Consider the following 19,850-nt stretch of genomic DNA (forward strand, 5'->3'; position numbering starts at 1 on the left):
GCAATGAGGGTTGGTGCCTACCTCGAAGGTGCTCACCCGGCAGGGGCTCTCAGGCGGTGTGTGGATGCCGCGCCGATTCGTACAGCGTGCGCGCCAGCCCGCGGTGCGTCGCCAGCAGCGGCGCCAGCTCGAAGCCCGTGAAGCGCCCGTCGCGGATGCGGACCACGCCGTCGATCACGCTCAGCGCCGCCGCCACCGGCGTGCAGAACACCAGTGCGGCGACCGGGTCGTGCCACGCGCCCGCGTGGTCCACGCCGCGCATGTCGAAGGCCACGAGGTCGGCCGACATGCCCGGTGCGAGGGCACCGATGTCGTCGCGCCCGAGCACGCGGGCGCCGCCGAGCGTGGCGATCTCCAGCGCCTCGCGCGCGGTCATGGCGGCGGGGCCGTAGCCCACGCGCTGCAGCAGCATCGCCTGGCGCGCCTCGCCCAGCATGTGCGCGCCGTCGTTCGACGCGCTGCCGTCCACGCCCAGGCCCACGGGCACGCCCGCGCGCCGCATCGCCCCGATGGGCGCGATGCCCGAGGCCAGCCGCATGTTCGAGCACGGGCAGTGCGCCACGCCGGTGCCGGTGCGCCCGAAGAGCGCGATGCCGGCGTCGTCGAGCTTCACGCAGTGCGCGTGCCACACGTCGGGGCCGACCCAGCCCAGGTCTTCGGCGTACTCGGCCGGCGTCATGCCGAACTTCTCGCGCGAGTAGGCGACGTCGTTGTCGTTCTCGGCCAGGTGCGTGTGCAGCGACACGCCGCGTTCGCGCGCCAGCTCGGCCGACAGGCGCATCAGGTCGCGCGACACCGAGAACGGCGAGCAGGGCGCGAGCACGATGCGGCGCATCGAATGGCGCGCGGGGTTGTGCCAGCGGTCGATGAGCCGCTCGCTGTCGCGCAGGATCGCGGCCTCGGTCTCCACCACCTCGTCGGGCGGCAGGCCGCCGGCGCTGCGGCCCACGCTCATGCTGCCGCGCGCGGCATGGAAGCGCATGCCCATGGCGTCGGCCGCCTCGATCGAGTCGTCGAGCCGCGACCCGTTCGGGAACAGGTAGAGGTGGTCGCTGGTGGTGGTGCAGCCCGAGCGCATCAGCTCGGCCATGGCGGTCTGCGTCGACACGCGGATCATCTCGGGCGTGAGCCGCGCCCACAGCAGGTACAGGTGGGTGAGCCAGCCGAAAAGCTCCGCGTCCTGTGCCTCGGGCACGGCGCGCGTGAGGCTCTGGTACATGTGGTGGTGCGTGTTCACCAGCCCGGGTATCACGACGTGGCCGTGCATGTCGATGGCCTCGGCCTGGCCGCTGCGCAGCGCGTCGAGGTAGGGCGCCGGCAGCTCGGCCGTGGCGCCGACCCAGGCGACGGCGGGGCCGTTCATCACCACGGCGCCGTCGGCGATCTCGCGCCGGGCGGCGTCCATGGTGACGAGCACGTCGGCGTGCCGGACGATCAGCAGCGGCGGGCGCTGCGGTTGCGAAGAAGAGGGATGTTGAAAAGTCATTCGGTACCGTGCGAAGTGCGCGCCGCCATCGCGAAGGACCGTTCCTTCGACAGCACGCCGTTGTAGAAAAGATTGAGCAGCACCGCGGCCAGCGTGCCCAGCACGATGCCGCTGTGCGTCAGCGGATGGGTCCAGGCGGGAAAGTGCTGGAAGAAATTGGGCGACAGCGTGGGGATCAATCCGAGCCCGATGGAAATGGCGATCACATACAGCGCGTGGCGGTTCTGCGCGTAGTCGATTGCGCCCAGGATGCGCACACCCGTGGCCGCGACCATGCCGAACATCACGATGCCCGCACCGCCGAGCACGAACTGCGGCACCGAGGCCACGATGTGCGCGATCTTCGGTAACAGCGCCAGCGCAATCAGCATCAGGCCACCGCCCGCCGCCACGTAGCGCGAGCGCACGCCCGTCACCGTGACCAGCCCCACGTTCTGCGAGAACGAGGTGTAGGGGAAAGTGTTGAACACACCACCGATGACCGTGCCCAGCCCGTCGGCGCGCAGCCCGCGCGTGAGCGCGTCGGTCGTCACCTTGCGGCCGGTGATCTCGCCCAGTGCGAGGAACATGCCGGTCGATTCGACCAGCGTGATGAGCATCACGATGCACATCGAGGCGATGGCCGTGAGCTCGAAGCGCGGCAGGCCGAAGTGGAAAGGCGTGGTCACGGCCATCCAGCTCGCTTCTTCGAGCCCGTCGAAGTGCATGCGCCCCAGCGCCAGCGACACGCCCACGCCGAACACGATGCCCAGCAGCACCGCGATGTTGGCGATGAGGCCTTTGCCGAAGCGCGTGATCGCGATGATCACCGCCAGCACCGCTGCGGCAATCGCCAGGTTCACCGGCTCGCCGTAGGCCGGGTTGGCCACCGCGTGCGCCACGCCGTCGATCATGCGGGTCGCGGTGGGCTGGCCGCCTGCGGCCCAGTTGATGGCCACGCCCATGAGCGACACGCCGATCAGCGTGATGACCGTGCCCGTGACGAGCGGTGGAAACACGCCCAGCACCCGCCCCATGAGCGGCGCAACGAGCATGCCGAACACGCCCGCCACGATGGTCGCGCCGTAGATCGCGGGCAGGCCGAGCGAGGGGTCCATGCCGATGGCGATCATCGGCCCGACGGCCGCGAAGGTCACGCCCATCATCACCGGCATGCGGATGCCGAAGCGCCAGAAGCCGATGGCCTGCACCAGCGTGGCGATGCCGGCGGCGAACAGGTCGGCGTTGATGAGAAACGCGATGTCGGCCTTCGAGAGGCCGAGCGCACCGCCCACGATGAGCGGCACGGCCACCGTGCCCGCATACATCACGAGCACGTGCTGCAGGCTCAATGCGCCGCAACGGGCGAGCGGAAGCTTCTGGTCGACCCCTTCGCCGTCTCCTGCGGGGGTCTTTTTATCGTTCGAGAACATGGGAACCTTTCCTGCCGATGAACCGGCGCGGCAGTCTAGGAGCGATGTCTTTGCACATGCAAAGTCAATAAATGACGCGCCCTGTGCACAAAAAGTGGACGGTCATCGCAAGGGCTGCCAGAGCGGAAGGTTCGCGGAACCTGCGCGGCATCAGGGCGCCAGCAGGTCGTCCAGGCAGGCCACGACATGGTTCGCGAACAGCTCGGCCGCGGCGCTCGGCGCCTGCGCGGCGCGGGTCTCGAGCGTGAGCGTCTGCGCGCCCAGCGTGGTGTCGCGCAGCGGCACGAAGACCAGGGTGCCGTCGTTGCGTTCCTCGTCCACGTCCAGGCGGTTCAGCAGCGTGATGCCGCCGCCGTCGCGCACCAGCCGGCGCATCAGCGCGGTAGAAGTGGTTTCGACCACCGGCGACACGCGGATGGCCGAGCGCTCGAACGCGGCGTGGAGGATCGGGCGGATCGACAGCGAGGGCGCGGGCAGGATCAGCGGGTAGCCCACGCACTCCGCGAGCAGTGCGGTCGCATGCGCCGTGAGCGGATGGCCCGGCGGCACCACCGCGCCGATCGGCCATTCGCTGCTGAACAGCGTGCGAAAGCCGGCCGTGCCGGGCACGTCGTAGGCCAGTGCCAGGTCGGCATCGCCTTCGGCCACGCTGCGCAGCACGGCCGCGATGGGCAGGCCGAGCAGCTTCAGCTGGATGCCCGGGTGCGCGGCGCGAAAGCGCTGCACCACGGCGGGCAGGAAGGCGTCGGCCAGGCCGGCCGTGGTGGCCAGCGTGACCTCGCCCTGGCGCAGGCCGCGCACGTCCTCGATGCGCTGGCGCACGAGGTCGAACTCGCGCAGCGTGCCGCGCGCATGCGCCAGCACGATCTCGCCCACGGGCGTGAGCTTGAGCGTGTTGTGGATGCGCTCGAACAGCGGCGCGCCCAGCTCTTCCTCGAGGTTGAGGATCTGCCGGTTCACGGCCGTTGGCACCACGTGCAGCTGCTCGGCCGCCTTGCGGATCGAGCCCGCGCGAACCACCTCGACGAAGTACCGAATGACCTTGGCGTGCATGAATCCCCCCGCGCCACTGGCGGGCGCGGGGGGATCATGCCTACGTCTTCAGAGGTCGGGCAAGCCCATCGCCGGATCGCTCACCGTGTGCTTGCCGGTTTCCACGCGGCCGGCAAAGCGGCGGTAGAAGGCCGGGTCGCTGTCGCAGGTGACGGCAAAGTCGTACCACTGGCCGCTGGCGGCGAGCTCCCAGTGCTGCTCGGCTTGCGCGCCGCCGTTCACCGTCGCGTTCCACGGGCCGTCGTCGCGGTAGGCCTTGGCGCGCACCGTGAACTTGCACGCGGCCTTGCCGTCGTTGCGCATCTGCAGGTACACGTTGCCGTTGGCGATGTCGTAGCAGACACGCACCTCGGGCGCGGCCACGCCGCCGGCGCGCAGGCGGCTGAGGTCGCCCTTGAAATGGCGGTGGTAGCCGTTGGGGCCGAGCACCCAGAGGTCATATTGGCCGGCGTCGTCGGTCGCTGCTGCCCAACTGTCATCGAGCTGCTTGCCGGCTTCCACCATGTAGCGGCGCGGCAGACGGTCATCCAGGTGAAGCTTGTCGTAGACATGGAACACCGCTGCGGCCTTGCCGGTGTTGGAAAACAGCAGCTTCACCTTGCCGGTGAGGGCGTCGGCCTTGGCGCTCGTGTGCAGCTCGTAGGGCAGTGCGCGCGACGGGCGCGTGCCGGTGGGCTGGCGCGGCAGCTGCGGGTTTTGCGGAACCGGGACAGGGTCCAACTTTTCCTGCTCGATGCGCAGCGTGTCGGCTTCTCCTCGGGACTTGTGGCCGGCGAGCGCTGGGACTGCCTCGCTGTTGGGTGTGGCGAAGTTGAACGCGCTCGTGAGGTCGCCGCACACTGCACGCCGGAAAGGCGAGATGTGCGGCTCCTTCACGCCGAAACGCGCTTCAAGGAATTGCAGCACCGAGGTGTGGTCGAAGGCCTGCGAATTGACCCAACCGCCTCGGCTCCACGGAGAAATCACGTACATCGGCACGCGAGGGCCCGGACCGAACACGCGGTTGTCGGGGGCGGGCTGCTTGGCGCTGCCGTCCGGCGCTGGCTGCGTGAAGTACTCGGCCTTCAGGTCGGCATCGGCGAGTGTGGTCTTGCCGGCCGGCGTCTTGTCGGGGTTGAGCGAGGGCGCCGACGGCGAGGGCACGTGGTCGAAGTAGCCGTCGTTTTCGTCGAAGTTGACGAGCAGCACGGTCTTGCTCCAGACCTCGGGCACGGCGGTGAGCGCGTCCAGTATTTCCTGGATGAACCACGCACCCTGCACCGGACTGGAGGGGTCCGGATGCTCGCAATAGACAGAAGGTGCATTGACCCAGCTCACCTGCGGCAGGCGGCCGGCCTTGATGTCGCGGCGGAACGCGTCCAGATATTGGTCCGGCTCCTTGCCCGGCAGCGTGTTGGCGATGCCCTTGTAGAGCGGGTTGCCCGGGTTGTCGCTGGCCGCGTCGTAGGCGTGGAAGGGCAGCTTCTGGCCCGTGTCGGAAAAAGGCTCCTCGAAGTAACCGCTGGTCACCGGATAGGTGGACGCCCGGTTGGCACGCCTGAACTGGCGGAACGCGCCCAGCATGTTGTCGCCCCATTCGTCGGGCATGTTCTGGTACGAGATCCAGCTGATGCCGGCGTCTTCCAGCCGTTCGGCATAGGTCTTCCACGTGTAGCCGGTGTCGACCTTGCTGGGGGTGGCGTCCAGCCAGTCCCATTCGTTGATGACGAAGGCCACGTTCTGCGCGGTCGGGCCGTTGGTGCCGGTGATGTGGAAGGATCGGTTCGCGTCAGTGCCTGTGTGCATGGCGCAGTGGTAGCCGTCGCACAGGGTGAACGCGTTGGCGAGCGCGTACTGGAACGGGATCTCGGCTTCCTGGAGGTAGCCCATCGATGCGTCGTGCTTGTAGCGCGCCCACTGCGAGAGGCGACCGCCGTCCCAGGCGTTCTGCGAGTCGCTCCAGTTGTGCGGCAGGCTTTCCGGCCGCTGTGCATTGCCCTTGCTGCCGTCGAGGTGGTAGGGCGGGATCAGCTGGCCGCTGGCATTGCGCTGTTGCCAGACGTTCAGGCCTCTGGGCAGTGGAACCGTGAAGCGATCGCCGAAGCCACGCACGCCCGGCAGCATGCCGAAGTAGTGATCGAACGAACGGTTCTCCTGCATCAGGATCACGACGTGTTCGACGTCGTTGATCGTGCCGGTCTTGTTGTTGGCGGGAATGGCCAGGGCGCGTCGGATGCTCGGCGGAAAGGCCGAGAGTGCGAGCGCAGCGGCACCGGTGGTGGCAGTGCCGGTGAGGAAGTTGCGGCGGGAGGTCATGGTCTCACCCCTGGCCTCAGGCGCGGGCCGTGCCCATGGCCGGGTCGCTCACCGAATGCCGGCCGGTTTCCACGCGACCCGCGAAGCGCCGGTAGTAGCTGGTGTCGGCATCGCAGATCACTTCGAAGTCGTACCAGGCGCCGCTGGCGGCCAGCTCCCAGTGTTGTTCCGTCGAGGTGCCGCCGGCCACGGTCGCGGTCCACGGACCGTCGGTGCGGTAGGCCTTGGGGCGGATGGTGAACTTGCAGGCGTTGCGGCCGCCGTTGAGCATCTGCAGGTAGACGTTGCCGTTGGCGATGTCGTAGCACACGCGCACTTCGGGGTTGGGTGCGTCGCCCGCGCGCAGGCTGTTCAGGTCGCCGCGGAAGTGGCGATGGAAGCCGTTCGGGCCGAGCACCCACAGGTCGTAGAAGCCCGTGTTGTCGACCATCGCGTTCCAGGTGTCGTCCAGCGTCTTGCCGGCCTCGACCATGTAGCGGCGCGGCAGGCGTTCCAGGTTGAGCTTGTCGTACACGTGGAACACGGCCGCGGCCTTGCCCGTGTTGGCGAACACGAGCCGGACCTTGCCGCTGATCGCGTCGTTGCGCGCGCTCACATGCAACTCGTAGGGCAGGGCGCGCGAGGGGCGCGTGCCGGTGGCTTGAACCGGCAGTTGGGGATCGACCGGCAAGGGGACTGCCGCTCGCAGGGTCTTTCCATCCGCCTCGAACTCTTGCGATTTGTTCTGCGCAACGGCTTCGTCCAGGCTCTTGCGTCCCGCCAGTTGTGGCCGCGGCTCGTTGTTCGGGTTGGCGAAATTGAAAGCGCTGGTCAGGTCGCCGCATACCGCGCGGCGGAACGGGCTGATGTTGGGTTCCGCCACACCGAATCGCGCCTCGATGAAGCGCAGCACCGACGTGTGATCGAAGGCTTGCGAATTCACCCAGCCACCACGGCTCCATGGCGAGACCACGTACATGGGAACACGCTTGCCCGGTCCGAAGACCTTGCCATCCGGTGGGTACTTGTTCTGGCCGGTGGTGCCGGGCGGTGCAGGGTAGTTGTGGTACTCGAAGGCCAGATCGGCTTCGCTCAGCGTGGTCTTGCCGGCGGCGGTGCCGTCCGGATTGATGGAAGGTGCAGCCGGCGACGGGTAGTGGTCGAAGATGCCGTCGTTCTCATCGAAATTGATGAACAGCACGGTCTTGCTCCACACCTCGGGCACGGCGGTGAGCGCATCCAGCACTTCCTGGATGTACCAGGCGCCCAGCACCGGGCTGGAGGGCCCCGGATGTTCGGAGTAAGCATCGGGTGCCACGACCCAGGACACCGCCGGCAGCTTGCCGTTCTTCACGTCATTGCGGAAGGTGTTCAGGTACTCGTCCACCTTGGTGCCAGGCATGGTGTTGGCGATGCCCTTGTACAACGGGTTGCCGACGTCGTCGCTGGCTGGATCGTAGATCGGCACCGGATTCTGGTTGGTGATCTGCTTTGCCTTCGCTGCCTCGTTGGCCAGGCGGTACTGCTTGAAGCCGGTGAGCGGGTTGTCGCCGTAGTTGTCGGGTATGTTTTCATACACGATCCAGCTGACCTTGGGCGTTGCCGCTTCCAGGCGTTCGGGGTAGGTCTTCCACTCATAGCCGCTGGTCGAAGCGGGAGGGCGCCGGTCGTCCCATTCGTTGGTGACCGTGGCCACGCCGGCGCCGGTGGGGCCGTTGGTGCCGGTCCAGAGAAACATGCGGTTCGAGTTGGTGCCCGCGTGCATGCTGCAGTGGTAGCCGTCGCACAGGGTGAAGGCGTTGGCCAGCGCCGTTTGATAAGGCAACTCCGCTTCCTTGTAGTAGCCCATGGAAAGCGGGTGCTTGTAGCGCGGCCACTGATAGTTGCGACCGCCGTCCCAGGCGTCCTGGCCATCGGACCAGTCGTGCGGCGTCTGACCCGCGCGCAGCGCGTTGCCCTTGGTCTGGTCCAGGTGGTAGGGCAGTACAGGCGTGCCCGTCTCGTCGGCTTGCTGCCAGACGTTGCGCCCCTTGGGCAGCGGAATGGTGAAGCGATCGCCAAAACCACGCACGCCCATCAGCGTGCCGAAGTAGTGGTCGAACGAACGGTTCTCCTGCATCAGGATGACGATGTGCTCGACGTCCTTGATGGTGCCGGTCTTGTTGTTGGCGGGAATGGCCAGTGCGCGGCGGATGCTCGGCGGGAAAGCCGAGAGTGCGAGGGCGGCAGCGCCGGTGGTGGCAGTGCCCGTGAGGAATTTGCGGCGTGAATTCATGGTCTTGTCGTGGCTGTTCATGAAGTCGCGCGTCACGGGGCGCAGCGCATTTCGGGCTTCACGCCGGTTTCGGGTTGGGGCTGCGGGGGCGGCGTGATGATGGGCGGGAAGCCACCGCCGTTGTTGTCACTGCCGCCGCAGGCGGACAGCGTGCAAGCCAGGAGGAAGGCGGCCAGCAGCCGCGTGGGGAGGGAAGCTTGAAGCAGCATGGGGTGATCCGTTCTTTGTGATGTCGTGGAGATCGGGGTGATCGGAGCAATCAAGGGGCGAGTGCCGACAACGGCTGGCCCGACGTGTAGATGGCCGCGAGCTCTTCGGCGGTGAGCGCGCGGTTCCAGATCGCGAAGTCGTTGAAGTCCATCGCGCCGCGCGGCGAGTCGGCGGATGCGCGCTGGTAGTACAAGCCGGTGGCGTCTTCATTAAGGGCGATGCCCTTGCCCAGGCCGCCGAGCGCGGCGACCAGTGCATTCGAGAGCGCGACGCTGCCGGTCTGCGTGCCCTTCACGGGGTCGAACACATAGCCGTTCATGTTCTTGCCGGCCTTGTCGATGACCATCGCGATGTAGGCCCAGCGGCCCGCGCTCAGGAAGTGCCTGCCCCTGATCTCGCCGCGTCCGCTGCCGGTGCCGGTGTTGAAGCGCAGCTCGCAATTTCCGAACAGGCCGATCGCCAGGCCTGCGTTGTTGCCGGTGTCGTAGTTCTTGTTGGCGATGACCGACCCGCCGTTGTTGACGCCCTGGCTGCAGGTGGCGTCGGTGCGCAGCCAGAAGCCGAGGGTGAAGGCGGTCACTTTCGGTGCAGTGGTCACGTCGCGGCTCTGCTGCAGCAGATAGCCGGCCTTGCCGACGGCGTTCTTGATGCGGCTGTCCACGCGCAGCGCTTGCGCGCGGTAGGGCGGCTGGAAGTTGTCGTCGGCCACGAGCGAGCCGCCGTCGGCATCCGCGGTGATGGGCGCGAGCGTCGCCGTCGCATTGACGTCGAGGGCCGGCAGCGCGTCGAGCGGGAAGAGATTGATCAGGCCGACCTTCACATAGGCGATCTGCGCGGCGAGCGAGACGCTGGCGCCGCCCGCGGCGACCGTGTACTGGAACGCGTAGAGGCCATCGGCCGCGGCCTTGACGGGGTCGGTGTAGCGCGTGGCGCCAGCCGGCAGCGTGGCGATCGGCTTGCCGTCGCGCAGCACCTGCACGGGGCCGCCGAGGTCGCCTGCGAGCGTCCACGAGAGCTCGATGCTGCTGCGGTCGGCGCTGGTGCGGGCTGCAAGCTGCTGCACGGCGGTGGTGGCTTGCAGGGCCTGGCCGTTGAAGTTGTACGCCGCGGTCGCGGGCAGTGCGCCGAGGTGGCGCAGCACCGTGGGCGCGATGTCGGTCGCGGCCGCCGACTGGCGCAGTGCGTTGTCGTCGGCCGGCGAGGCGGCGCCGACGGCGGGCAGCGCGGGCAAGGTCTTGTTGCTGGCGATGAAGACGGTCTTGTTGTCGATGTCTTTCAGAGACGTGACACCGCCGAAGGCATCGAGGCCGTGGCCGGTCGTGAGGATCACGAGCCAGTCTTCCTTCGCATCGTTGGCCGTGCGTTGCGCGATGCGCGCGAGCAGCTGGCCGACAGCGGCAGCGGTGTCGGAGACGGCGCGCTGGTAGCTGTCGCTGCGCAGGCCGTTGGAGGCTGCGGCAGCAGGTGCGCTGTACTGCGCGACCAGCAGGTCGTAGCCCGCGCCGATGAGCCGTGTGGTGTTGGCGGTCACGCAGGCATCGGCACCGGCGCAATCGACGGCGGTGTCGAGCGTGCCGGTTTCCGCGAGCAGCAGATTCGGATACAGCGTGTTGGCGGTGACCGATGCGGTCAGGTAGCCCGCGTCTTTCTTCTGCTTCGCGAAGGCGAAGACGGAGGGCGCGAGCTTGGCGTCGATGCGTTGGTCCACGGTGTCGGCGCGCACCGCGTGGCGCGGCACCCAGGTGCCGGTCAGCAGCGTGGCCCAGCCGGGGCCGTCGGTGACGGGCTGCTCGCTGAGCGCGCCATCGGTGCCGCCGGTCCATGCGGGCGCGAGCTGCAGCGATTGCAGCGCAGCCGGCACTTTCTTCTGCGCGATGGCTTCGCGCAATGCGGCATGCGTGAGCCCGTCGATTTCGACGATCAGCGCCTTCGGGCCGCTCTTGCCTTCGTTGGGCGTGGTGGCGGGGGGGGCGTCGGTGTGCCGCCACTGATCGGCGGAAAGGCAACGCCACCGCCGCCTCCACCGCCGCAGGCCGCGAGCGCGGCGGAAATCGCAAGGGGCAACAGCCAGCGCGTGAGAGGCGCGGCGTGCGTGGAAGGAGTCGGACGCATCGGAAAAGCCGTTCGGTTCTTGTTGTCTGTCGAAGGAGGTGAAACGCCGGCGCGAAAAAAAAGTGCCACGAAGGCACTGCGCACCGGACAGGCGACAAGACTAGGGAGAACCCGTTACTCGGCAGTGAACGAGCGATGACAGTGGGACGAAACGCGTGTGACAACGCGCTGGTCTCTGAGGTTGCGAGAGAAGGACGGTGGCGTGTGCACAGGACACCGGGTATTCCCCTCCGCGAATGTCCCCCGGGGCTTCGCCCCTCCTCCTTGATTTCGCTGCGGGGAGCACCCAGTGCCCTGCGCACCTGGGCACGCTCTGCGCTTGCGGCCGATCAACGACGGCACTGCCTATCGATCACGTCGATGGGGTGCCTTGCGCAGCGAAATTAAGGGGGCGGCCGCAGGCCGGAGGACATTCGCGGAGCAAGGTGCCCCGTCGGCGTGATCGCGCCCTGAACAACGCACTAGAAAGCGCTCAGGACTCGTTGCTGATACCGCTAGACACATGCCCTGCAGGCACATGCCGCGAGGCCGCGTCGACGTGACCCGTTTGGTCGTCGAAGAAGAAGTCGGGCTCGAACTCGCGCAGGAACTCGCCCTTGGGCAGGCCGCCGAGGAACATCGCTTCATCGACGCGGATGTTCCACTTCATGAGCGTGCGGATCGCGCGCTCGTGCGCCGGTGCGCTGCGCGCCGTGACCAGTGCGGTGCGGATGCGCATCTGCGCATTGCCGGCCATCTGCAGCCGATGCAATGCCATCAGCAGCGGCTTGAACGGGCCTTCGGGCAGGGGCAGGTCGGCCTTGCTGAGTTCGTGCGCCTGGAAGGCGTCGAGGCCCTCGGCCTGGAACACGCGCTCGGCTTCGTCGCTGAAGAGCACGGCGTCGCCGTCGAAGGCGATGCGCACTTCGTTGGGCCATGCATCGCTGGCCTTCACCGATTCGACCAGCACGCGCGCGGCCGGAAAGCCCGCGGCGAGTGCCTCGCGCACGTCCTGCGCGTTGACCGACAGGAACAGGTGTGCGCGCAGCGGGCGCAAATAGCCGAAGGGCGGGCGGCCCTGCGTGAACACGCCGCGCTGCAGCTTGATGTCAGCTGCGGCGCTCGACTTGAAGATGCGCATGCCCGACACCGGGTCGTTGCGCGAAAGAATGACCACCTCGACGCGCTGCACGCCGTCTTCGTTGAAGCGCAGCAGCTTGCGGATCAGCGACGACGCGATGCCGGGGGCGGCCGGTTCGTCGATGCGGTCGAGCTGCAGCTTCATGTAGCCCTCGTTGTCGCCGGCCTCGAAGATCTTGTTTTCTTCTTCGAGGTTGAACAGGGCGCGCGAGGAGATCGCGACCACGAGTTTGTCTTCGAGCGTTACGGGCATGTGAGGGGCTCCCCGTTCGTCGTCACTTGACGAACTGGTTCAGCTGAATGATGGGAAGCATCACGGCCAGCACGATGAGCATGACCACGCCGCCCATGGCGACGATAAGCAGCGGCTCGAGGATGGTGGCCAGGTGCATCGCGCGGCGCTGCACTTCGGCGCCGAGCTGGTTGGCAGCGCGTTGCAGCATCACGGGCAGCGTGCCGGTCTGTTCGCCCAGTCGCGCGAACATCGACACCAGCCCCGGGAAGCGTTTTTTCTGCGCCAGCGCGGAGGCCAGCGGCGCACCTTCGCGCACCAGCACCAGCGCGTCGAGCGCGTCGGCGCGCATGGCGCGGTTGCCCAGCGTTTCGGAGGCCGCCTGCAGCGCGCGCAGGATGGGCACACCGGCTGTGGCGAGCATGGCGAGCGTGCTCGCGAAACGCGCCGCGTTGTAGCCGCGCGCGAGCTTTCCGACCAGCGGCAGCTTGAGCCAGGCGGCATCGAACTTGAGGCGGAAGGCTTCCTGCGCCAGCGCGACGCGCACGCCGACCGCCGCGATCACGATGGCGCCCAGCATCCACCAGCCGTAGTTGCGCACGGCCGCGCTCAGCGACAGCATCACGGTGGTGAGAAAAGGCAGCGAGCGCTTGGTGCCGGCGAACACCTGGGCCACCTGCGGCACCACGTAGCTCACGAGGAAGATCACGATCACGATCGCCACCAGCGTGACGATGGCCGGGTACAGCGCGGCGCCGATCAGCTTCTGCTGCAGCACCTGGCGCTCTTCGAGGTCGTCGGCGAGGCGTTCGAGCACGAGCCCGAGGTTGCCGCTTTGCTCGCCGGCGCCGATCACGGCGGTGTAGATGGGCGAGAACTCGCGCGGGTGCGCCGACAGCGCGCGCGCGAAGGGCGAGCCCGCGTTGACTTCGGCGCGCAGCGAGGCGACGAGGTTGCGTTGCGGTTCCGATTCGGCTTCGTCGGTGAGCGCCGTGAGCGCGCGTTCCAGCGGCAGGCCGGCCGAGATGAGGCCGGCGAGCTGGCGCGTCCACACGGCGAGGTTGGTCGAGTTGAAGACCCGCTTGCCACCGCCGAGCCAGCGCGTGAGCGCGTTGCTGCCGGCGCCGCCGCCAGCCGCATCGCCGCTGCCGACCGGTTTGACCGACAGCGGAATGAGCGCCTGCGCCCGCAGCAGGCCGCGTGCGGCGCGCGCGGTGTCGGCCTCGAGCACGCCTTCGCGCGACTGGCCGCTGGCATCGATGGCTTCGAAGGAATAGGCGGGCATCGCGGGTCGTTACTCGCGGGTGACGCGCACGAGTTCGGCGCGCGAGGTGATGCCGGCCTGCACCAGCCGTTCGCCGTCTTCGCGCATGGAGCGCAGACCACCGCGTGCGCCGGCTTCGAACAGCGCGCTCTCGGCGGCCTTGCCGTGGATGAGCGCCTGCACTTCGTCGTCGGCCACCAGCAGTTCGAAGATGCCGGTGCGGCCCTGGTAGCCAGTCTGGCCGCAGACCTCGCAGCCCGGGCCGCCGCAGGCCGTGCAGACCTTGCGCACGAGGCGCTGGGCCAGCACGCCGAGCAGCGACGAGCTCAGGAGGAAGGGCTCCACGCCCATGTCGGTCAGGCGCGTGACGGCGCTCACCGAATCGTTGGTGTGCAGCGTGGCCAGCACGAGGTGACCGGTGAGCGAGGCCTGGATGGCGATCTGCGCGGTTTCGAAGTCGCGGATTTCGCCGATCATGATCACGTCGGGGTCTTGCCGCAGGATGGCGCGCAAGGCCTTGGCGAAGGTGAGTTCGATCTTCGCGTTGATCTGCGTCTGGCCCACGCCCGGCAGTTCGTACTCGATGGGGTCTTCCACCGTCATGATGTTGCTGCGGCTCGCGTCGAGCCGGGCCAGCGCGGCGTACAGCGTGGTGGTCTTGCCCGAGCCCGTGGGGCCGGTCACGAGGATGATGCCGTGCGGCTGCGCAATGAGCTTTTCGAAGCGCGCCAGCGAGTCGCCCTGCATGCCGACCGATTCGAGCGTGAGCTTCGATTCGCTCTTGTCCAGCAGACGCAGCACGGCGCGTTCGCCGTGCGCGCTGGGCAGCGTCGACACCCGCACGTCGACCGCGCGCGTGCCGATGCGCAGGCTGATGCGCCCGTCCTGCGGCAGCCGCTTCTCGGAGATGTCGAGGTCGGCCATGATCTTCAGGCGCGAGATCAGCGCGGCGTGCAGCGCGCGGTTGGGCTGCACCACCTCGCGCAAGGTGCCGTCGATGCGAAAGCGCACGGACGACGTGCGCTCGTAGGGCTCGATGTGGATGTCGCTGGCGCCGTCGCGTGCGGCCTGCGTGAGCAGCGCGTTCAGCATGCGGATGATGGGCGCGTCGCCGGCGCTGGCCAGCAGGTCTTCGACCGCCGGCAGCTCCTGCATCATGCGCGAGAGGTCGGCGTCGTTCTGCACTTCGCTGACCACCGCGGCGGCGCTCGATTCGCCCTGGGCGTAGGCGGCGCTGATGCGCTGGGCGAGCGGGCCGGCGTCGAGCACCTCGAAGGCCTGCACGCCGTACTTGCGGGTCACTTCACCGACCGCGCTGCGCGCCGGGTGGGCAGACATCCACAGCGTGTGGCGGCCGTCGTCCGTGGCTTCGAGCAGCAGTTGCTGGCTGCGTGCGAACGCGTAGGGCAGGGGATAGCGCATGGGCGGGGCGTGGCTTGCTTTGGGGCGGGGTTCAGGGCGACTCGCGCGAGCTGGTCGGGTCGGAGGTGGGCGGCAGTGCGCCGCGCAGCGGGCTGGGCGCGAGCCGGCGGTTGTCGGTGGCGGGGCGCGGCGGCGGGATGAGCTGCGTGCCTTCCATGCGGGTCTGGCCGCTCTTCTTGCTGTCGTCGTTGTTGCCGTTGATGCGGTTGATGCGCACCAGCGGCGCCTCGGGCAGCACGGGCGCCGAGTCGACACCGCGCAGCATGATGTTGTCGGTGTTGGGCTGCGTACGCTGCTGCATGCCGCGGATCTCGTCGTAGCGGTCGTAGGCGAAGGCTTCGGTGGAGGCACCGTCGCGCATCACGGCGGGGCGCAGGAACATCATGAGGTTGCTCTTGTCGCGCGTGCGCACCTCGTTCTTGAACAGGTTGCCGAGCACGGGAATGTCGCCGGCCAGCGGCACCTTCTCGACGGTGTTGCCGTAGTTGTCCGACAGCAGGCCGCCGAGCATCACGAGGCCACCGTCTTCGACCAGCACGCTCGACTCGATGGAGCGCTTGTTGGTGGTCGGGCCGTTGGGGTCTTTCACGGTGTTCTGGTCGACCGTGGAGGTCTCCTGGAAGATCGTCATCTTCACGGTGCCGTTCTCGTTGATGGTCGGGCGCACGCGCAAGGTGAGGCCCACGTCCTTGCGCTCCACCGTGGTGAACGGGTTGATGCCCACAGAGCCCGAGGTGCTGGCGTACTGGCCGGTCACGAAAGGCACGTTCTGGCCGATGACGATCTTGGCTTCTTCATTGTCCAGCGTCAGCAGGTTGGGCGTAGAGAGCACGTTGGCGTCGCCGTCGCTGTTGAAGAAGTTGGCGATGGCGCCCAGGATGTACTGGCCGCCGATCTTGCCGGCGATGCCCAGGTTCAGGCCGGTGGAAGGCCGGATGTTGGCCACGTCGCGCGTGGCCAGCGCCTGCGTCAGCGCCAGAATGTTGGCGCTGGCCAGGCTGGAGTTGGTGCCGATGACGGCGTTGTTGCCCAGCGCGCTCTGCCACTGCACGCCGAAGTTGGCGGCCTTCTTGGCGCTGACCTCGACGATGAGCGCTTCGATCATCACCTGCGCGCGGCGGCCGTCGAGCTTGTCGATCACGGCGCGCATCTGGCGGTACTGCGGCTCGGGCGCGGTGATGATGAGCGAGTTGGTGCTCGGGTCGGCCTGGATCTGGCCGCCGGTGGACGGCTGGTTGGCGTTGTTCAGCGGCGCGTTGGCCGCGGCCGAACCGCCGCCCTGGGTGTTGTTGCCGCCGAAGCCGGCCTGCGTCATCGGCATGCTGGCCGGCGGCACCGACGAACCCGCGCTGCCCGCGGCCCCGGGCGCACCCGGCACCTGCGACTGCTGCTGGCTCGCGGCCATGGCGGCGCGCAGCGTGGCCGCGAGGCGCACCGCGTCGGCGTTCTTCAGGTAGACCACGTAGATGTTGCCGGCCGCGCCGTTGCTGGTTTCGGCCGGTGCGCGGTCGAGCTTCTCGACCAGCGTGCGCACGAGCTGCGCGCGCGCCGGGTTGGCGGCGCGAAGAATCAGCGAGTTGCTGCGCGGGTCGGCCATCAGCGTGGTGCGGAACGACGCGTCGGCCCCGCCCGGCGCAGCGGCACCCGGCGCGTTCGCACCGCCGCCGTCGACCAGCCGCGTGACCAGCGGCACCATGTCGGAGGCCACCGAATGCTTGAGCTGGATGACCTCGATGTCGGACGCATTGGGCACGTCGAGCGACGCGATGATGCGTGCCAGCCGGCGCATGTTGTCGGCGTAGTCGGTGATCACGAGCGAGTTGTTGCCCGGGTTCACGTTGATGGTGTTGTTCGGCGGAATCAGCGGGCGCAGCACCGGCAGCAGGCTGTTGGCCGACTCGTAGTTCAGGCGAAAGATCTGCGTGACGATCTGGTTGCCTGCGGCCGAGCTGGCGCCGCTGATGGAGGTGTTGACGGTGCTGGTCTGCAGCTTGGCGTCGGCCTCGGGCACCACCTTGTAGAGGCCATCGGCCTCGACCACCGCGAAGCCCTGCAGGCGCAGTGCGGCGGCAAACTGGTTGAACGCGGCGGCCGGCGCCAGCGGGCGGTCGGTAACGAGGTTCATGGTGCCCTTCACGCGCGGATCGACCACCACGTCGCGCCCGGTGACCACGGCCATGGTGCGGGCCACGGCCTCGATGTCGGCGGCCGCAAAGTTGAGCGTGATCGGTTCGCCGCGCCGCGGGGCGTCGCCGGTCTGTGCGTAGGCGGCCGGCAACACTGGCACGAACGACGCCGCGATCAGCAGGCGTACCGCGAGCGCGATGAGGCCGGGGCGGGCGCCGGACGAGGACAGAGGCTTCTTCATGGTCGGATCAACCCAGGGTGATGATCGAGCGCGCACCGTCGCGCCGCCCGATGATGTTCAACAAATTGGAAAGTGCGTCTTCGCGGCCCGGTGCCGCGCTGGCTTCGCCGTTGAAGCGCAACGCGGTGCCGCTCCAGCTGCCGCTGCCGTTCAGTTCGAGGCTGCCTTCGCGCGTGCTCAGCAGCAGCGTGGGCCGCGTGCCGCCTTCGAGCGAGAGCCGGTAGCTGCCCATCGGCCGCAGGGTCGACAGGGCGGATGACACATCGGTGGCGTCGAGCGTGGCCTGGCCTTCGATGCGCAAGGCGGGGCCGTCCCACTGCATGGCGAAGGCGCGCGTATTGAGGTCGAGCGCGCCTTCGAGCTTGAGGGTGTTCCAGGGCGCGCCCAGGCCGGTGAGCAGCGTGGCGGGCCAGCGCGAACGGGCGTCCTGCCATGTGAGCTGCAGGCCGTCGGCGCGCGGGCTGGCTTGCAGGCCCAGCGGCTGCGCCGCGCAGCAGGACAGATCGAGGCGCGCCGAGAGGCCGCGCCAGTTCGGCCACATGCGCCAGTTCAGCAGGCCGGGCAGCGAGACGGCCTGTGCGCCGCCGGCGCCGCTGGCGAATACGACGGCGGCGGTGCCGTTCCAGACCGTGCCGCGCGGGTTGACCAGCAGCAGGCGGCCTTGCGTCCAGCCCGAGAGCGCCGAGGCCAGCCAGCGTGCCGGTGCGAACAGCACGACCGCGACCAGCATGCCGGTGACGGCGCCGAGCACGGCCCAGCGCCAGCTGCCGCGGCGCGGCTGGAGGTCGGGGACCGGAGAGCGTCTCGCCATGCCGTGCGTTGCGTGGGGGTGCTTCAGCGCGGGGCGGGCAGCGCCATCACGAGCGTGCCGTCCCAGCGGGGTTGCGGAGGTTGGTCGGGCGTGGCCGGCGCAGGCTTGGCGCCCGGCGGCGGCGGTGCGACGGGCGCGCGCGTGAGGTGCACTTCGCGCGGCACGGCGTGGGCATTGCCGCGCGCCTGTGTGAGCCATTGCGCCAGGCTTTGGGCCGGCGCACCGCGCAGCGTGACGGTGGCGCCGCCGTCGCCGCCGGCCGTCATGAGCTGGGCGTTCGTGACGCCGAGGCCGTCGCGCACCGAGCTTTCGAGTGCGCGCAGTGCGTCGTCGCGCGCCAGGCGCGGTTGCGACTGCAGCGCCTTCGCGCGGTTCTGCAAGGTGGCCATCTGCTGGAGCTGGGCGTCGAGCCGTGCGTGTTCGGCCGGTGCCGCGGCCAGCGTGCGCAGCGCGGGGGCGAGCGCAATCCACCAGAGCAAGGCCAGTGCCACCAGCGCGACAGCGCCGATGACGAGGCGGCGCTCGCGCATCCCGAGGACGGCCCAGCGGGCCTTGAGTTGTTCGCTGAAGTTCATCGGTTGGCCTCGGCCTGCACCAGCAGCAGATCGCCCTCGGTGCGCACCTGGTAGCCGCGCGGCGACAGCACGCTGGTGATCTGCGTGACCTCCTGCGGCTGCAGCCCGAGGCCGCGCAGGCGCAGCTGGCCGGCGCTGAAATCGATCGCGCTCGGGGAGCGGCCGGGCGGCAGGGCGGCAGCGATGGCGCCGACCATGGGTTCGAAATCGCTCGGTGCCACGTCGCCCACGGCCTGTTGCAGCGCGGCGACCTCGCGGCCCATCTGCAGCGGCGCGTCGACCACGATCTTCACCGAGGGGAAGGTCTGCGTCAGGATGGCGCGCGTGGCCTGGCGCTTGGACTCGAGCGCGTTGCGCTCCTTCCAGGCCCAGGCGTTCAGGCCGATGAGTTGGGTCAGCAGCAGCACCACGATGCCCCAGCGCGCGGCGCGCCATTCGGGCGCGAAGCGCAGCGTCTGCAACACCGACGCGAACTTCTTGCCGGCGCGCGCGCGGCCCGTCACGGCGAGGTCGAACTGCGCGAGCTCCCAGGGCGTGCGCGTGGCATGCAGCCAGCGCTGCGGCGCCTGCACGATCGGCACACGGCGCTCCAGCAGATGCTCGGCCGCTTCGGCGACGGCGGGTTCGGTGCTGATCACGGCGGTGTCGAGCGGCAGGCTGTTCGACAGGGCCAGGCCCGCACCGGCCAGCGGCAGCGAGACCACGCCGTCGCCGTCGCAGACCGTGAGCTGCGGCGCCTCGGCCTCGCCGGTGATCTGCAGCAGCGGCGGCGCATCGGCCGGCTGCGGCGTGAATTCGGGAACGATGCGCACGACGCGCCGGCCGGCCGCTTCGAGCCCTTGCACGACGCTGCGCAGCCAGATGCGGTTGCAGGCCGCGACCCACACCGGCTCGCCGGCCTTGGCGTCGGGGGCGAGCGCGAAGTGCAGGGTTTCCGGTTCGTCGAGCAGGTGCTCTTCGAGCAGGCCGTCGAGCACGGCGCGCAGCTTCGAGGTGCTGCCCATGCTGCCCTTGGGCAAGGTGACGCGGTGCCACGAAAGCGCTGCGGACGGAATGCCGAGCGTGACCTCGGGGCCCGACGGCAGCAGTGCCAGCAGCGCACGGCCCTGGTCGCGCAGGGCGATGCCGTCCTCACCGGTCTGGGCCCAGTCGTACTCACCCGCGGCATCGGCCGGAGGGAGGGGAGCAATGAGCAGCAGCGGGGTCATGTAGGGGGTGTCGGAAAAGCCGGAGATTG

The 19,850-nt window shown here is 68.8% G+C and carries 14 protein-coding genes; all 14 read right to left on the reverse strand.

All coding sequences use genetic code 11. The features are described from left to right. Positions 1-49: 49 nt before the first annotated feature. The 14 genes from CLU95_RS19950 to gspL all read right to left on the reverse strand — a co-directional run bounded on the left by CLU95_RS19950 (position 50) and on the right by gspL (position 19,821). Entirely contained in the window at positions 50-1,486 is a 1,437-nt protein-coding gene (locus tag CLU95_RS19950; RefSeq protein WP_099795201.1) for an 8-oxoguanine deaminase, read from the reverse strand. Next, positions 1,483-2,898, reverse strand: coding sequence for a nucleobase:cation symporter-2 family protein (locus CLU95_RS19955; RefSeq protein ID WP_099795202.1), 1,416 nt, complete (start codon positions 2,896-2,898; stop codon positions 1,483-1,485). The genes CLU95_RS19950 and CLU95_RS19955 overlap by 4 nt, the downstream gene beginning before the upstream one ends. 150 nt (positions 2,899-3,048) lie before the next feature. Then, complete coding sequence (locus CLU95_RS19960) at positions 3,049-3,951, reverse strand: LysR substrate-binding domain-containing protein (protein WP_099795203.1); 903 nt, start codon at positions 3,949-3,951, stop codon at positions 3,049-3,051. Between the two features lie 48 nt (positions 3,952-3,999). Continuing rightward, positions 4,000-6,246 carry a phosphocholine-specific phospholipase C gene (locus CLU95_RS19965; protein ID WP_099795204.1) on the reverse strand — a complete coding sequence of 749 codons (2,247 nt, stop codon included), beginning with the start codon at positions 6,244-6,246 and terminating at the stop codon, positions 4,000-4,002. Between the two features lie 16 nt (positions 6,247-6,262). Then, complete coding sequence (locus tag CLU95_RS19970) at positions 6,263-8,500, reverse strand: phosphocholine-specific phospholipase C (RefSeq protein ID WP_099797399.1); 2,238 nt, start codon at positions 8,498-8,500, stop codon at positions 6,263-6,265. Positions 8,501-8,532: 32 nt separating this feature from the next. Further along, entirely contained in the window at positions 8,533-8,709 is a 177-nt protein-coding gene (locus CLU95_RS30940; RefSeq protein WP_180288492.1) for a hypothetical protein, read from the reverse strand. Positions 8,710-8,759: 50 nt separating this feature from the next. Next, a complete protein-coding gene (locus CLU95_RS19975; RefSeq protein WP_257214678.1) occupies positions 8,760-10,598 on the reverse strand; it encodes a LamG domain-containing protein in 1,839 nt (612 codons plus the stop codon). A 696-nt stretch (positions 10,599-11,294) separates the two neighbouring features. Then, positions 11,295-12,194, reverse strand: coding sequence for a 5'-nucleotidase (locus CLU95_RS19980; protein WP_099795206.1), 900 nt, complete (start codon positions 12,192-12,194; stop codon positions 11,295-11,297). A gap of 22 nt (positions 12,195-12,216) precedes the next feature. Further along, positions 12,217-13,458 (reverse strand): type II secretion system inner membrane protein GspF, encoded by a 1,242-nt coding sequence (gene gspF / locus CLU95_RS19985; protein ID WP_099795207.1) that lies wholly within the window; start codon positions 13,456-13,458, stop codon positions 12,217-12,219. Positions 13,459-13,467: 9 nt separating this feature from the next. Further along, on the reverse strand, positions 13,468-14,859 hold the full coding sequence (locus CLU95_RS19990; protein WP_099795208.1) for a GspE/PulE family protein: 1,392 nt from the start codon (positions 14,857-14,859) through the stop codon (positions 13,468-13,470). Between the two features lie 31 nt (positions 14,860-14,890). Next, positions 14,891-17,227, reverse strand: a complete 2,337-nt coding sequence (gspD, locus tag CLU95_RS19995; protein WP_099795209.1) for a type II secretion system secretin GspD — start codon at positions 17,225-17,227, stop codon at positions 14,891-14,893. A gap of 7 nt (positions 17,228-17,234) precedes the next feature. After that, on the reverse strand, positions 17,235-18,038 hold the full coding sequence (gspN, locus tag CLU95_RS20000) for a type II secretion system protein N (protein WP_099795210.1): 804 nt from the start codon (positions 18,036-18,038) through the stop codon (positions 17,235-17,237). 23 nt (positions 18,039-18,061) lie between these two features. Next, positions 18,062-18,613, reverse strand: coding sequence for a type II secretion system protein GspM (gene gspM / locus CLU95_RS20005; RefSeq protein WP_099795211.1), 552 nt, complete (start codon positions 18,611-18,613; stop codon positions 18,062-18,064). Continuing rightward, on the reverse strand, positions 18,610-19,821 hold the full coding sequence (gene gspL / locus CLU95_RS20010) for a type II secretion system protein GspL (protein ID WP_099795212.1): 1,212 nt from the start codon (positions 19,819-19,821) through the stop codon (positions 18,610-18,612). Before gspL ends, gspM begins: the two co-directional genes overlap by 4 nt. Positions 19,822-19,850: the final 29 nt, after the last annotated feature.

Origin of the sequence: Variovorax sp. 54, from assembly GCF_002754375.1 — a bacterium.
Lineage (GTDB): Bacteria > Pseudomonadota > Gammaproteobacteria > Burkholderiales > Burkholderiaceae_C > Variovorax.